The following is a 14,759-nucleotide window of genomic DNA, read 5'->3' on the forward strand; positions in this document are numbered from 1 at the left end:
GGGGGATGTCGTGGATAAAAGTGAAGCAGTGGCAGCGGCTCTGGATATTGTGAAAGCTCAAGCTGGAGCCAGGTCCATGTCCGAGGACGAAATCCTGTCCATGGTCAAGTCTATCGCTGACGGCATTCTGGCCATGGCCGACGATTGCCAATGTCAGGATAGCGAAGTTGCCGGCGGTCCTGTCCTTGATCCCAAAAAAGCTGTCAGGGAAGCCTCCATCGTTTGCTTGGAATGCGGTAGATCTTTCAAAGTTATCACGAAGAAGCATTTAGCTTCCCACAACCTCAGCGCTGAAGAATATCGCGCCAAGCACGGCTATAAAAAGACACAGTCTCTTGTCTGCAAGTCCTTGGTCCGGGAGCGCCGAGCCAAAATGAAAGATATGAAGCTGTGGGAACGACGCGGGTTAAAGGCGAAAATGGAAGGAGCGTGAGACTCCGGGCAGTCGGGGACATCTCGCAAGGATTGAAGGTAAGTGAGGCGGTTCCAGCGGAGCCGCCTTTTCAATTTCTTCAAGACGTGCGGGATATCCCCGGGTACCTGTGGTGCACGTGTTCCCAAAAGCTCTGCTTGAAGATGATTCGACTGCTAATACCTTATTGTATAAACTTTCAATGTGTCCATTAATCTCTTTCTCGCATCGGACAAGTTAGCCGCTGTGTAGACGATTGAGCGTTCGTGTCTGGCCCAGGAATCGTCACGGCACGCCGAGAGCCAGTTGAAAGATCCTTCGACAAGCCGGATGGTGTCGACCATGAGCGTCTTGCTGTGGATGCGGTCGCATTCGGTCACCGTCGCACCGGCATCGCGAAGCATACGCACAGCTTCAAGGTAACTCTCGAATTTTCTACTGTTTTTCGAATCCTTGTTGAATTCGGGATCAGTAAACACATCTACGGCAACGTTTTGAGCCACTACTTGGCTTATCTGGCTTGTGATGGAGTCGGCTTGCAGGGCGGCAACCGCCAAAAACGGAGAGACGATGATGATGGAACTGGTAGCGATGCGGAAGGCCTCGGCCAGTTCCGCTACGTGCTCGTCTTTGCAGGTCAACGTCCTGACCTCGGTTTCCACACTGAAGGCTCGCCTTGGGGGCGTCACGTCCACGATCTCGGCCGGGTGCAGGGAGAAAAGGAAATTGGCGAGCAGTCCTGAAGGACGGCTCGGGATAGACGGGTCGAAGGCGGTCATGTCGCCGAACACGAGGAAGGAATCCTTGGCCCGGCTGACCGCGACGTTGAGCATATTTGGGCCTCGGTCGAAGAAATAAGGACCAGGATCGGCCGAGGTGACTGTAGGCGAAAAGATGACCACGGAGCGTTCCGCGCCTTGCAGACAATGAACTGTGCCCACGGTCACGCCCTCAATCTCGTATTTCTCCAAGGACTCGCGGATTGTCGCGACTTGCCCTGCAAACGGCGTGACCACGGCCACGATGTCGCCCAAGGGACGGCCGTAGTGGGCGGTCAGCTCCGGCGCGCGGCGGGAGAGCCATTCCGCCAGGGTTTCGGCCTCGGTGAAATTGGCCCTGCTGCCGCCGAGCTTTTGCGACGCGCCGGCAATGTGGGCGTAGCCAAAGTGCGGCAAGGGCGCTTCGCGGCTCGGAGTGAGCGGCTGGAGATTGGGATAAACGAGGGCCTTGCAGTATTCAATGATCGGGGTGGCGCAGCGCCTGTGTTCGGTCAGGTGCATGCCGGGCTCGGCGAAACCGGGTAGGGCGTAGGGTGTGGCAAGCTGGGCCAGGGCCATCAGGTTGCCGCAGGAGGCTGAAAAGGGCCGCAGGCCGGTTTCCTCGGGGAGATGGGCCAGCTTGCCCCCGTTTTTAGGCTCTTTCAGAATGCCGAACGCGATCAGGTTGGCCGCGTCGACGCCCTCGGGCACGGCCCAGACCGGCTCGATCTGGTACGTGTCGCCGACGATCAAGGCCCGCTTGCCCAGGGCGAAGGCCGGGATGGCCACCTGGGGCGCGACCTGACCGGATTCGTCCAGGATCAGGAGGTCAATGGCTTCGTAAAGCGGCTCGTACTTGCCGGCGTAGCCGGAAAAGACACGCGGTGCCATGTGGAGCGTGGTCACGATGCAGGGGGTCAACTTGGCGTAGCGCCGCCAGCGCCGGACTTGCTTGTTCGGGGCCTGGGATTCCTTGTAGCCGGATTCGAGGTCCTCGCGGCGCTCGATCAGCCAACACGCCTCGAAGTAGTGCACGGCCAGCCACCAGAGCCTGCCACGGACTTTTGTGTCCAAGGCTTCCAGCGCTGCATAGACAGTCTCGGTATGCAGGATGGGCGCGGTCTCGGCGGTCAGCGGCCTGGAAATAGGCTGGGGATCGAATTTGACCAGATCCTCAATGACGGATTCGATATCGGAATCGAGGCTCACCAGATCCTCGGTGATCCGGCCCAGGGAGGCCTTGGCCGACATGGCTTCGGTTCCGGCTTGCTCACTGCGTTCCCTGGCCGTGGCGACGCGGGCATCGAGGGCGGCGATGATCCCATAGGACTCGGCATATGATTTAATTGGCAAGTCCTTGACTGCCTGACCATACGGCTCAAGAAACACGCCGTTGCGCAGGGCAAGGTTTTTTTTGACCGGGGGGAGAAAGGTCAGCAGGGCCAGCCAAAATGGCAGGGACAAGACATGCCGTTTAAACGCAGCGGCCACGGCCTCGGCGTTTTCCAAGGCGTTCTTGGCTGCCTCGGCCTGGCTCGTTTTTTCTTCGTAGAGTCGGCCGGCTTCTTCTTGGGCCGACTGGAGCCGCTCGCGCTGGAGGAGTCGCTCGCGCATAGCGTCGACGCGCATGGATAGGTCGCACAGCCTGGCTACGGGATCGAAAAGGGATTCGTTTGCCAGAGTTCTCAGAGCCACGTGGATCGCGGCCTTGGCCGCAGGGATTGTCGGCATGTCCGGGAAGAGACCACCTTGGGCTTCGGCGCAGGTGAGCCAATTTTCAAGAAAGGCCTTTTCGGCACGCGCTTGGTATTCGGGAGTCTCGATTTGACTGGGAAAGCCTATGACCGATCCGTCCCGCGCCGTCGCGCAGCATTGGAATCTTTTTATGGATTCGTCGCGGGTGAGTCGTGATTCGGATGGACAGTAGAGGCCGAAGGAATTTATTTCGGGAAGCCAACGCATGGACAAGGGATCGGTTGCGTCGGCTGTCGTTGCAAAGGATTCTATGATGTTGGTCACGGCCTGGTTATTGGTCGAAGCCGCGACGATCACCGGAGGATGGCTGGCTTGGTTTAATGCCCAATGCACTACCATGGATGCGATGACGGATTGGAGTAGTGTGGTCTTCCCTGTGCCGGGAGGGCCATTGACCGCCAGGACCGATCCTTCTTCCTGGGCAACAAAGAAGTGGTGCAGGGTACGGCGTTGAGATGGGGACAGGGGAAATCTCGCAGTCATCTGGCCGACGTGGGCCAGGGCGGCGTCCAGTTCCCCACTCAGGGAAAGAGGGCCGGTATGGTTTGCCGGCTCGGAAGGCAAAATGCGAGTCAGCAGTTCTGGCAAGGGGTCGGCTTTTTTATCCGTGGACAGGAGCGCGTCGTAAAGGCGCAGGATGTTTGCCCCGGCACCTTTTAACATAGTAGCCGTGGCAAAGCGGGCCTTGCCGTCGATGTGGTAAGGGTTGCCGGAAATGGTGATCTTCATGTCTGATTCGATTTTTTCCCCTATCACCGCCTGCACCATTTTCGCGGCGTAGCCGAGCAGGGCCGCCCAGGTCATTTCGGCCGGATCGCATTGGCTGTCGGTTAAAAACGAATCGTAGGCTTCCAGGGAGCCGAGGACGGTCGGACGTGGGGTGGGGTCGAGGTGTTCCCTCGGCATCCATGGTGTGAGCCGCCTTGCCGGCATCAGCGCGCCGTCTCGGGCAAGGACCGCCGGCACATAAACGACCAGCACGACGCGGTCCGCCGCGCCAGAAGCGACGCCATGGCTTGCATTGAGCGCGGCGCGAAACGGCGCGAAGATCAGCTCGACGAATTGCTTGTCCTGGTCCTGCCTCGGCAAGGCGGCGAAGACGGCGTCGGTCGCCTGCTGGTTCATCCGGCCTTCCTTAAAATCTTCATAGGGGATGGCCGAGTCCATTTTTTTCGAATCAAGGCCGATCAGGTCGCCATCGGCAAGGGAGGCGCGGTAATAGGCTAGCCAATCACGAGTGGTGGCATTTCCCGTCGACTTTTCGGTCACTTTGCACTCCTTTCCGAGAGATGGGGGCGACATGCTTGGCTTGCCGCGTTCGCTTTTCCAATAATCGAGGCATATGTGTCAAATTTTGGGTCTGTCGCCTTTCCTGCGGGTAACCGGCTTTGATGAGCGCGAAGAGTGCCACGAGTTCAATGGTTCGGTGGTGAGGGAGGACTCCCGGGTCAAGCTCAAGGCGGAGAGGAGGTTCTTCGGGGTGAAATCCGTGCTGGCCTGTTGACGCACTGTCCCCACTGCGGTGGGAGGATGGACGTGCGAGACACGGACCCCCGGGAAACTGCGGTGAGCCGTGTCAGACGGCGAGTGCAGTGTGTGATGGTGATCTAACTGCTATAAACCCATATCCATATTGTGCTCTTTCACATATTTTTCTAAACTTGTTCTCGCCCATTCAGGCATATTTCGGGAAACATACTTCACCCTGGTGTGCCCTCGGGAGAAGAGCAAGCGCATGCCTTGGCTCGATCGAGAGTTATCCAACACAAAACTTCTATCCGCATTTTTGATGGCTTCTGGAAGTTTCTCCAGGGCGCGTTGGTACCGCCGCTCGACATCCTCATCGGGTACGTCATGGCCACCATTGGCCAAGCGCTCGATCACACGGCCGATATTGATCTTTGGTCCTGCTGTGGCAATGAAAACCAGGTTCGCCTTGTACCCGGCTTCCCGCGCGCGGCGCATGAGTTCCAGCTCCCGCTTTCCGGAAAGTGTGGTCTCCAGGGCAAAGGTACTTCCCTGGGCCAGCAGGCGCTCCTGCTCCAGGATGGCCATCTTGCCTGCTTTGACTGGACTGTGATCCGGCAGTTCTTTGGCGATCTCATCCGGGTTGATCACGGGCATACGTTCATGGAGCTTGTGCTTTGCCGTTAAGGTGCTCTTGCCTGAACCGTTTGGCCCTGCGATGACCCACAGTTGCGGCCGAGGGGTCACTCCCACCTCCTCACGAAGATCTCCTTGCGAGTTCCCCGCTCGAACCGCACGACTTCCTTGTGCCCGTCCGGATATTCCTTGAGCACTTCATCCGACGCCAAGCCATCCTCATACCCATAGACCGGCCTTCCAGCCGTCAAATGTTCCTTCGCGGCCTCGGCTCCGGGGTTGACATCCAGTCGCCCGATGGAGCGCCAAAGTGCATCCAGGTCTTCATCCCTGGTCTCTTGCAACGCATTCATGTTGGGTCCTTTTCTGGTTTTCGTTCTATCATTTTAAGTGCTTTTCTTCCCACGCGTCCAAGGCTTGGCGTAGGAGCTCATTGAGCTTCAAATCTGCCCCGGCCGCGCGCAGGCGGAAGCGTCGGCGAAACGCTTCATCCACTTTGAAGTTTAATGGAGAAGACGAAGCCTTGGAAGCTGCGTCTGTGGGCTCATTCTCAAGGTTTCTTGCAGGCGCGTCGGGGTCGACCACGGCCTGACCTTTGACGGCCACTAACCCGGAGGACAAAGCGGCGGTCCTTTTCTTCGTGCTCATTGCGTAATTCCCTTGCTATCGTGTTTTCTTGTTCCCATTAATTCGTGTTTTCACGAAAGTCCATAACTCACCAATCTCCGAAGCTGACCGTCCTCGTTGATCGATTTCCATGACCGTCCTCCCGTCGATCATGGATGAGGCGAAGTCCACCCGGTCATGGATGATTGAAGGTGCCACCACGCCATGCTCTGACAAGGCGGCCATGGCCTGAACAGTTAGGCGAGAGTTAGCTTTGGCCTGGGTCAGCGCAAAAGCGAACTGACGGCCTGAGCCAGAAGCCAGTTCAACAGTGCTTCCCACGGCGCGTAGATCGTGGGGGCTCGGCCTGGTCGGGATCAAGACGAAATCCGCCAAGGAGACCACCGCTCGTATCGCCTCGGTGATGGCCGGGGGGGTATCAATGATTGCAAACCTGAACTTGGCCTTGGCCAATGCCTCCAACTTGCCCGAAAGTTCTTTCAAGGCTGTGGGTGCGAAGGCAGGCGCGGTCTCTTCGCGCCCATTCCACCAAGCCGCAAGGCTCGCCTGCGGGTCTGTGTCGATCAGGACGCATGGGCCGTCTCCAGCCCGCTCCGCCATCACTGCCAGGTGTGCGGCCAGGGTGGTTTTTCCCGCGCCACCTTTCTGGCTAGCAAGAACTATGGTTTTCATGGTCTCGTCCCTCTTAAGGTCTGGTTCCAGCTTCGGTCGAGTAGACCTTGGACACCCTCTTGCCCTCGTCGTCCTCCACCCAAGCCTCAAGGTGCGGATCGCGGTTTGGTTGCCAGGGCGCTACGCTCTTAGCCATGCGTTTGGCCGCTGCCAGGGACTTATACCCGGCATAGCCTAACTTTGCCGTTTCGCCGTTCGTGCTGACCATTATGTTGTATTCGGTCATGTCTGCCTCCGGGGGGGTGCTTTCGTTCAAGCACGAAAACACTATTGCACGAAGAAAAAAAGAACGCAAGCACGAAAGGACGAAAAATAGAATTCAGGTATTGCCAGCGTTCTAGCCGGCCCGACGAACGAGGATATAAGCCTGTTTGGGCCGGCGGAGTAAGGTGAACCGGCTGAAGCCTGTCTCCCCAACAAGGTAATCCGCTGACTCTTTTATTTTAGCCGGATGCCAATTGGTAAAATAAGCGGGAGCCTAGGGCCTGAGTGATGCGGAGGACTAAAATATGCGGGCAGGTGATTATCTACCTCAGCCGGGGGCTTACGTGCCTTCTCCCCGGCCCCATTTATTCGGATGCGACACTCTTGAGATGGCGAGATAGAGAGGAGAGGCTGATACCCACAGTCCTGGCCGCCGAAGCCTTGGAAGAGCCGCCGGCAATGAGGAGTTGCGCTTGCGTGATCTTGGTGGTTTCGATCTTGGGCCGGCCCGGCATATGGCCCTTGGCCATGGCCACGGCCAGACCGTCCCGAGTGCGTTCAGCTATGAGGCGGCGCTCAAAGTCGGTCAATGCGGCGAAGACGTGAAAGATCAGGAAGCCCGCCGCTGTGGTGGTGTCCAATTGCTCTTCCAAAGAGCGGAATTCCACCTGGCGCGCTTTGAGGCGGTCCATGATCTCTAGGAGTTCTTTCATGGAGCGTCCGAGGCGGTCTAGGCGCACCACACAAAGGGTGTCACCCTCGCGCGCGAAGGACATCATTTCAGAAAGGCCGGGACGGTCAAAGCGCTTTCCGCTTATGACATCAGAAAAGATTTTATCAGCGCCAGTATCTTTTAGGCGCTGTATTTGGGATTCCAATTCTTGTTTGCTAGTGGAGACTCGTGCATAACCGAGAATCATCAAAGGCCCTTACCTTGTTTTGATTGAACAATGTCTAGTCGTTGTCCCATCCTGGGCAGCCAATTTTTTTAGCTAACCCAGGTGAAGGTATAAAGTCACGACAATGCCCGGGTTTAGTATTGTGAATGCGACATATATATTTTTCTCCTCGCTTACGAATCCACGGACAACGACTCACCATTTCTCCTCTGCGACCATCCTTTGTTAGTTTGAACCACATGTCGCGTGCAAAAGTATGTCCCTGAATTTTTATTGTTTCTATGCGAGAAAGAATGTCGTGTCTTTTTTCCTTTTTCCATCTATTCCAATCTTCATCACGACAGCTTGCTTCTGCAGCGCCACCAAGTTTAATGCAGCAACGGCCACATTGATGGCATTTGAAAATTTCTCTGACATTGTTGTTTGTTAGGGGAACAGATGGTTCTCTTTGAGCTTTAAAATATATATTCCAACATTCAAAATAGGTTTTGTTTCTGTCGTCATCAGAAGGGCAATTTGGGTGCTCTCCACGCACACAAATTTCTGGACCAAGATCACGGGGACAAATTAAATCTGTGATGGTTTTGTACCTGTGAATTAATTCTTGAAAAGCATTGCATTGATCTATTGATGGAATTTCAATCCATTTGTCTCCAACATTTGGCGTGAAACCATCTGCGAAACCTTCGTCTTTTAAAATCCATACTACTTGCAAAGAAAATATTTTTTGACGATCGTCGCAATTGTCACATCCAGCAACGCAAACTTTAAAAATGTACGAGCCTGAGACTCCTGGCAAAGTTTTGTCAGTTCCGTCATACGTAACCCAATTTAAAGCAAGCAAGCTGAGCTTTTTCGACAAAATTGGTCTCACGTCTTGTTCTCCTTAGTTGTCTGCCCTTCGGTTCCTTAGGGAGATTTTAGCTCCCTTGTGCCTGTGTCTAAAACGACCGTTTTTGCGCTATCTCCCGACCTCGCCCGGGCGAAGGTTGCGAACGCGTCAAAAACGTATCAAAACCATCTGCACACTTCAAAATCTCCGCAACCCTTTTTGACGCGATCAAAGTAGCCACAAAATGCTATGGAATTGAATTTGATCCGTTAGCCCCTTTTTTGTTGAATTCAGCGACTAATTCAAGCCGCTTAAATGTGACATGAAGGGTTCCTGTTTTGAAATACGCCCGACATTTGAAGTATGGGGTTTCAAAGGATGTTTGCTTTTCGCGGGCTGCCATCCTCGCCCTTGTCTGGAGGTCGCCTGGATATTTCGGGAACCCCTTGCCGTCGAGCATGTGGAACACATGATCTAGGTCGGATAGGAGTTCCGTCCGGTCGATCCAGCTATAGATGCCAAAAACACGCTCGATGATGACCTTCGGTCCCACTCGCCACGGGCTGTTGGTCTTGTGCTGCCGATCCCAACGACATGGCCGTAGCCGCCGATAACAGCTTTCTATGCAGGCCCGGGTGATTTCGTCGCGGCTTTCGTACAAACCTCGGAGCGTGGCCAATAGGTTGTCTTCGGTGAAATCAGGGGTAGTGTGATCCCTAAACATCTTGTCCATACGCTCCCTGTCCTCAGGTCCCATCATGTCCCGGACGCCGGTTTGCTGAAGCGTGTAGCGCCAGAAGTTCTCTTGGATCGTGGTCAAGGAATCGCGCATGGCGCTTGTGGGTTTGTCTGGCTCAGCCAGCCAATAATCACTAATCCGATCATGGAAAAGGCTGTCATGGCTTTGCCCGAGGGATACGTTCATCAGCCGCTTTGCCTCTCCGAGCTTGCGGAAGGCATCCTCAACCAGGGCGGCCACGGTCGCGTGGCAGTTGGACAGAGCCTGAAGTGTTTGACGCGGCATAAGTTCGGACATGGGCTCAATCCTCTGTTTTCGTCTTTTTAATTAGGCGTGTTTTCGTGTTCGAACGAAAGCACTATAGGCTAGCAGTCAAAAGCACGCAAGCCAAAAAGCACGAAAAGCAGAAACCGTAAATGTTAACGAGTGATATCTATGGTTTGAGTTTTTGCAGGGAGGCTTACCGCGTTACCAATTACCCTAATGTTCTTTCCCCATTTGGCCTTTGCGTATAGTAACGCTGCCTCGCGGGTAGCATCATCGTTCGAAAAAATGATCTGTCTTCCTGTGTCGCGGATCGTTCCGCCGCTGGCCAGGTTGAGGAATACTGTTCCCTTGGTGTCAATCGAGCTTGTAAAACCTGAGAACAGTCGTCTTTTATCTTGGGTCGAGGTCTCTAGTTCGGCAAGTTCGCCGGCCTTGGCAACGGCCAGCAGACCTCGTCGAGTTGGCGAATTCACTCCGGCAGAAGTCGCTATTTTCAATTGCTCATTGAGCCATTTCTCCTGGATGTCCTCCCGCTGGCCACGGCGAGGCGGGGCGCTCTCCGGTTCGACCAGCTGAGCCTTTGACCGAAGGATGGCCAGGGCCGTTTCGTTGCCCTGACCAGCTTTCCACCTCAAAAAATCTGTCCAGCTCCTGTAGGGCGTGACCTGTCTGACCTTCTCTCGTTCGGCATTGATCCGTTTTCGGACCTGGAGCCGGTTTTTCTCTTCATGAAGGCGCGCGACTTTGAGCAGCACAAGCCTGTGGCGTCCAAAAAACTCGCGGGAAATTTCTTGGCGTTCTTTGTCCCACCTGATCCGGATGGATTCAAGCTCAGCCTGAGTACGAGTGTTGAGGTCCTCCAGGGCCGCCTTTCGAGTGATGATCCCGGCTTGATATTCTGCATAGAGGGCACCTCGATTGGGTTCACGGTGTACCGGCTTAGCTGTGAACCGCTCGTCTTCGGGATAGTGTTCTTTCGCCTGGCCAGGCGGGGCGTAGGCCCCAAATCGGCGGACCAGGTTCCCCATGGACAATGATCGGTCCAGCGAGCTGGCTTTGATGGCATGTTTGCCGTTGCGGTCCTTGATGACCAGGCCATTGCCGTGCGGCCTGATCTCAAGGCCGTACCGAGCGAAGGCGGCATGTACCTGCTGCCATCCGGCGGACTGCCCCAGGGCTTCAAGGATTGGCCCCCGCCGCTCCTTGACATAGCCATCAAAGGATTGCTGACCCGTCTGGGCCTCAACTGTGGCCGCTACTGGTGTCAGCTTCGGCTCCGTGCTCTCCACGGAACGGCCATTGTCGATGGCCAGGCCAAAACGTCTTTCCAGCTCACGACAAACGCGATCCCGGAGGTGGTAATCACGGAAGGGCTCATGCCGAGACAGCTTCTCCGGGTGGATCATGTTGTAGGCCACGTGCATGTGCAGGTTGTTGGTGTTTTTGTGGACCCCGCAATGCCGTTGGTGCTCCTCGAACCCCAAGGCCTTGGCGAACTCCAGTTCGATTTCCTTGAGCATCTCCGGCGTGAGCTTGGCCTCATCCTCGGGCCGGAAGCTCACAATGAGATGGTAGGTTTTCTCCCGGGTGGTCCTGGTGTTGAGCGCCTGGGTGTCGGCGACTTCGCGGATGGCCAACTCGAAGTCGTCGTCGGCCCAACATCCAGCGCACCAGCTCATGAGAGATTTCTCATCTTCATGGTCGGCAGCCCGAATATACCGGGCCAGCCGTCGATAATCGTCGTTTTCAACCTTCCGTGATATTCGCCGACTAATCATAGATTTGATGTGGTTTGATCAGATTTTCGAAATGAGTGTTTTCATTTCGAGCTGCCTTGCCTCGATCTCTCGAAGCACGCGGCGCACCTGAGGGTGCAATGTCTGGAGAGGGGTTTCTTTCTCGGACAGACACAGCTTGAAAAGACCTCCCAGCCGGCCGAGGTCAGCGTTAATCTTGAGCAGTTCAATTCGGCATTGCTGCTTCTCAAGGCTGGGCGTCGGCAACCCCAGGCAAACGCGTTTCATGTAGGTTGAGCACGATAGTCCAGCGCGTTTGGCATTTGCCTGAATCTCGGCATGCTCATCGGCGGTTACGTAGGTCCAGAGGACAGGTTTGTTTGATGGCATTTTGGCTTTGGCTGTTAGCGTTGAGCCGATAGGCGAATAAGCTAGCCCCGCAGGGCAGGACGTAAGGTACTTGTACCTTACCTGTCCTGCCTCCGCTGCCTCTGTCATTCTTTGATGATTTAATGTCAAGGTACGAAAATTTCCATACGTTGACAAAACTTGCTGCTATAGTGACATAACACCAAGCGATATTTTTCGGTATATCATGGCCAATAGCATGGTTTTACAGGAGAAAACAGTTGACATATAGTGACATACAGTGACATAATGCACTCGTTGTAGGTCGCCAGCAGGGTGGGGAATGGCTCAAGGATATTTTACGCCAAGGTGAAGAATTTCAGGACGCGGGAGGTGCCCAGTGCTGTTTGTGATTAATCTCTTTTCGGCGGTCGGGTCAGTCTTTAAGTTTCTAATTGTTGGCACCATTCTCTACCTTATTTCAAGACTTGGGATGGTATATGTTGATATAGCTTTGGTGATTTGCGTGGGGTTGGTTTTCATATTTGTTGGGTTTGGTTTTGAGAGTCCGAGATTTATGCTTTTTTCTTTCTTTGTGACCATTATATGGATTGTCGCGCTTCTTCTTGGGGAGTATTGTGGCGTTAATCTCTATGGATGGCCGTTGTTCGGACGTGGTGGCTATGTCCTTTTTGGGGTATCTGTCGTGATGACTTTCATTACGCGTCGATTGAATGCTTGGCCTTGGAGATTGTTTGTCGTTCTTGCCAAAGTGCATGAAAGTGTTGATGAAGAAAACTCTATGCGTCTTTTGCGACGTGAAGGTCGTATTAGCGACAAAGAGTTTCGTCGTTATATTCAGGATAAAGCGAAGCAATGGGAGTAATTGCTGGGCGTTCTGGCTGATTTTGCAGGAGAGAGCGGAGCCCCTCCGCCTGGGGTCAAGCAGGAGGGGGCTTTCAGGCTATGTTTTGGGCTGCTTTGGGATTTGGGTATCTACGTTGACATAACTCGAAAACTGTTCTAGGATTTTTACCGCAGATGCCCCCTGGGATGGGGCTAGATGCGCGTAGCGCATTGTGATTTGAAGAGTTTTGTGACCTAGGAGCTGGCCTACTACGACCAGTGGGGTTCCAGATTGCACCAGCCAGCTTGCGAAAGTATGGCGTAGTGTGTGGAATACAACTTTTTGACGGCGATCTTTGATTTTTATATTTAGGCCACAAAAAGCAACTGCATCTCTGAAGATTCGACTTACTTGGTATATCGGCTGCTCGCGCTCTTTGAAAATGAAATCGCTGCTGCGACAGTTTCGTTCTAACACTGCTAGAGAAGCAGCGTTTAAGGGGACTGTTCGGTTATTCGATTTCGTGTCGAAAATATATAATGCCGAATTGTTTCTATCGAAATGGCTTGGTCGCAAATCGAATATTTCTCCAGCTCTCAGCCCCGTATGGAGAGCCAACAAACTGATGTCGTGCCATAGTGGAGATTTAAGAGAGAGTTCTTGAAGAAGAAGGTTGGCTTCAGTTTTTGTCAAGAAGCGAACTCTCTTGTTGTCAAACTTTGGCATGTCAAAACTAGGTAACTTGCCAGTAAAAATGTCCCACTGCTGTGCGCGATGGAGTACACGGCGTAATAGTGATAGACAGTGGGCTACAGTTTGAGGACTAAGTCCTTTTTTGATAAGGTTCGTTCGGAAAAGTAGAATTTTTTTGTTTGTTATTTCTGCGACTTTGAACTCTGGCCCAAAGTATTTGACGATATGTTTTTGCCATCTTCCAGTTTCAGTAAGAATTGACCGACTTGACGTTGAGGCCAAAATCAGTTTGGAATACAAGTCCCACGCATCAGAAATGGTCGCCATTAAACCTCTCCTTGAAAAAACGTTTGGAGAAGGACTGTATGGCGAAAAAAGCGAAGAATTAAAAGGGGTTATCTTGACGAATCGGCCTTTCACGCCGGTAACAGGGGTTCAAATCCCCTTGGGGACGCCAAGCTAATTCAAGGGCTTACAGCTAAAACGGCTGTAGGCCCTTTTTCTTCCCCCACGCTATCCCCCACAAGTTTGACCAATTTCGCCTTACCTTCAGGGGGCTCGTTTTGGGGGGGGCGAATCTCTGGCAGTTTGCTTGGGCTCCAGTTCTCCCTGGAGTCGGAAGTGCGGGAGCCTGTCGCGACCATGAAGTCATTTAACCGCCAGTTTCAATTGGGAAAGCCCGAGGTTGAAGCTGTTGAGTGGGCGTGGCCGCAGGAGCAGGGCGAGACCATGTTCCATGTGATTAGCGCCTACACCAAGGCGGCCCAGTACCCTCGGCTAACGGCGGAGAGTGGCTATCGGCTGCAGCGGGTCGGTGGGATGATCCTGGGGATGGTCAACTGAGTTAGGAAAAGCCCCATTCTGGAAAGGAGTGGGGCTTGCTGATAGGGCAGGGCAAAGAAGGGCTTGTTTACCACTTGAGGCCTGATTTTTGAGGGTTGGTGCGAAAAAGCGCGGGGTTTGATTTTTGGATTTCCCACTCTGCCCAGTGGAGTAATTGCTTGCAGGGTCGCCTGGCTTAAATGGGGGCTACTCCAGGCAACGAGGAACCAAAAGCTCGAAGGCTTTTGTTTCCGGCAGGTAGCTGAATAGTTCACCGGACTCAAAATCGAAGTACCAGCCGTGTAGATACAATTTCCCTGCTTCCACGCGCTCGCGCACCCAGGGAAAGCTCAGCAGGTTGTCAAGTGAGATGAGGATGGCCCCCTGTTCGCAGGCACGCTCCTGCACTTGTGGTTCATGCCCTGCCAGGTCATTCAAAACTAGTTCACGAGCCTTGGCCGCGATGTTCACCCAGGAGTCGATGAATCCGCTGTTGCGTCCCCTATCACCTTCGCGCAGCAAGGCTTTGATGCCGCCGCAGTTACAATGCCCGAGCACGATGATGTGCTCCACCTCAAGCGAGCGCACGGCGAATTCCACTGCCGCGCTGACGCCGTGGTGACCGCCATCGTTATCACAGGGGGGCACCAGATTGGCGACATTGCGCACAACAAAGAGTTCACCGGGAGCACAATCGGTGAGCAGTGAAGGATCCACGCGGGAGTCTGAGCAGCCAATAAGCAGGGCGCGCGGCTTCTGTTCTACCCTGAGGCCCTCGAAAACCTTGGAGTCAGCGCAGAAGTATTCTTTCTGGAACCGCTTGAATCCGAAAATAAACCTGGCGATGTCACTCATGAGTTTCCTCCAGCGAAACAGCAGTCTGGGCGAGATGCCGTGCTTTCGCACGATGTACGTGACCAACGTTCATGTCTGGCTGCAACAGCTCCTGGACTAGCTGAACTATTTCGACCACGGTCCACCCTCCACGGTGGACCGTGGTTAAGACTTCCATGACTGGCCTAGGTCCGCCCAGCCAGCGCTCCAT

Annotated in this window: 17 protein-coding genes; 4 read left to right on the forward strand and 13 right to left on the reverse strand. The window is 54.2% G+C overall.

The features are described 5' to 3' along the window. Positions 1–10 precede the first annotated feature (10 nt). Complete coding sequence (locus C3Y92_RS02315) at positions 11–433, forward strand: MucR family transcriptional regulator (RefSeq protein ID WP_129349124.1); 423 nt, start codon at positions 11–13, stop codon at positions 431–433. A gap of 155 nt (positions 434–588) precedes the next feature. Here the strand turns inward: C3Y92_RS02315 and C3Y92_RS02320 are convergent, their stop codons facing one another. After that, positions 589–4,194, reverse strand: coding sequence for an AAA domain-containing protein (locus C3Y92_RS02320; RefSeq protein ID WP_165352044.1), 3,606 nt, complete (start codon positions 4,192–4,194; stop codon positions 589–591). A gap of 73 nt (positions 4,195–4,267) precedes the next feature. On the opposite strand from C3Y92_RS02320, the gene C3Y92_RS21045 reads away from it, so the two are divergent. Beyond that, positions 4,268–4,429: a hypothetical protein gene (locus C3Y92_RS21045; RefSeq protein WP_165352045.1), complete on the forward strand. Its 162-nt coding sequence runs from the start codon at positions 4,268–4,270 to the stop codon at positions 4,427–4,429. A 110-nt stretch (positions 4,430–4,539) separates the two neighbouring features. Here C3Y92_RS21045 and C3Y92_RS02325 read toward each other — a convergent pair whose 3' ends face one another. The 10 genes from C3Y92_RS02325 to C3Y92_RS02370 form a co-directional block, all read right to left on the reverse strand. Continuing rightward, positions 4,540–5,139, reverse strand: coding sequence for a zeta toxin family protein (locus tag C3Y92_RS02325; RefSeq protein WP_129349128.1), 600 nt, complete (start codon positions 5,137–5,139; stop codon positions 4,540–4,542). After that, complete coding sequence (locus tag C3Y92_RS02330) at positions 5,136–5,381, reverse strand: hypothetical protein (RefSeq protein ID WP_129349130.1); 246 nt, start codon at positions 5,379–5,381, stop codon at positions 5,136–5,138. The genes C3Y92_RS02325 and C3Y92_RS02330 overlap by 4 nt, the downstream gene beginning before the upstream one ends. A gap of 28 nt (positions 5,382–5,409) precedes the next feature. Next, positions 5,410–5,676: a hypothetical protein gene (locus C3Y92_RS02335; protein ID WP_129349132.1), complete on the reverse strand. Its 267-nt coding sequence runs from the start codon at positions 5,674–5,676 to the stop codon at positions 5,410–5,412. A 15-nt stretch (positions 5,677–5,691) separates the two neighbouring features. Beyond that, positions 5,692–6,327, reverse strand: coding sequence for a ParA family protein (locus tag C3Y92_RS02340; protein ID WP_129349134.1), 636 nt, complete (start codon positions 6,325–6,327; stop codon positions 5,692–5,694). 13 nt (positions 6,328–6,340) lie between these two features. Further along, complete coding sequence (locus C3Y92_RS02345; RefSeq protein WP_129349136.1) at positions 6,341–6,553, reverse strand: hypothetical protein; 213 nt, start codon at positions 6,551–6,553, stop codon at positions 6,341–6,343. Between the two features lie 343 nt (positions 6,554–6,896). After that, on the reverse strand, positions 6,897–7,451 hold the full coding sequence (locus tag C3Y92_RS02350) for a recombinase family protein (RefSeq protein ID WP_129349138.1): 555 nt from the start codon (positions 7,449–7,451) through the stop codon (positions 6,897–6,899). Between the two features lie 34 nt (positions 7,452–7,485). After that, a complete protein-coding gene (locus tag C3Y92_RS02355; protein ID WP_129349140.1) occupies positions 7,486–8,304 on the reverse strand; it encodes a hypothetical protein in 819 nt (272 codons plus the stop codon). 205 nt (positions 8,305–8,509) lie between these two features. Next, the gene (locus tag C3Y92_RS02360) at positions 8,510–9,298 is read right to left on the reverse strand and encodes a DUF4942 domain-containing protein (protein ID WP_129349142.1); all 789 of its coding nucleotides are present in this window, start codon (positions 9,296–9,298) and stop codon (positions 8,510–8,512) included. Between the two features lie 122 nt (positions 9,299–9,420). Then, entirely contained in the window at positions 9,421–11,046 is a 1,626-nt protein-coding gene (gene traI, locus C3Y92_RS02365) for a TraI/MobA(P) family conjugative relaxase (RefSeq protein WP_129349144.1), read from the reverse strand. Between the two features lie 18 nt (positions 11,047–11,064). Continuing rightward, entirely contained in the window at positions 11,065–11,394 is a 330-nt protein-coding gene (locus tag C3Y92_RS02370) for a plasmid mobilization protein (RefSeq protein ID WP_129349146.1), read from the reverse strand. Positions 11,395–11,752: 358 nt separating this feature from the next. On the opposite strand from C3Y92_RS02370, the gene C3Y92_RS02375 reads away from it, so the two are divergent. Continuing rightward, positions 11,753–12,238 (forward strand): hypothetical protein, encoded by a 486-nt coding sequence (locus C3Y92_RS02375; protein WP_129349148.1) that lies wholly within the window; start codon positions 11,753–11,755, stop codon positions 12,236–12,238. A 78-nt stretch (positions 12,239–12,316) separates the two neighbouring features. Here C3Y92_RS02375 and C3Y92_RS02380 read toward each other — a convergent pair whose 3' ends face one another. Then, complete coding sequence (locus C3Y92_RS02380) at positions 12,317–13,219, reverse strand: tyrosine-type recombinase/integrase (protein WP_129349150.1); 903 nt, start codon at positions 13,217–13,219, stop codon at positions 12,317–12,319. Positions 13,220–13,534: 315 nt separating this feature from the next. On the opposite strand from C3Y92_RS02380, the gene C3Y92_RS02385 reads away from it, so the two are divergent. After that, entirely contained in the window at positions 13,535–13,735 is a 201-nt protein-coding gene (locus C3Y92_RS02385) for a hypothetical protein (protein ID WP_235669581.1), read from the forward strand. Positions 13,736–13,921: 186 nt separating this feature from the next. On the opposite strand, the gene C3Y92_RS02390 is transcribed toward C3Y92_RS02385, so the two are convergent. Next, complete coding sequence (locus tag C3Y92_RS02390; RefSeq protein ID WP_129349152.1) at positions 13,922–14,569, reverse strand: carbonic anhydrase; 648 nt, start codon at positions 14,567–14,569, stop codon at positions 13,922–13,924. Between the last annotated feature and the right edge of the window lie 190 nt (positions 14,570–14,759).

This window comes from Solidesulfovibrio carbinolicus, from assembly GCF_004135975.1.
In the GTDB taxonomy this organism is placed as follows: domain Bacteria; phylum Desulfobacterota; class Desulfovibrionia; order Desulfovibrionales; family Desulfovibrionaceae; genus Solidesulfovibrio; species Solidesulfovibrio carbinolicus.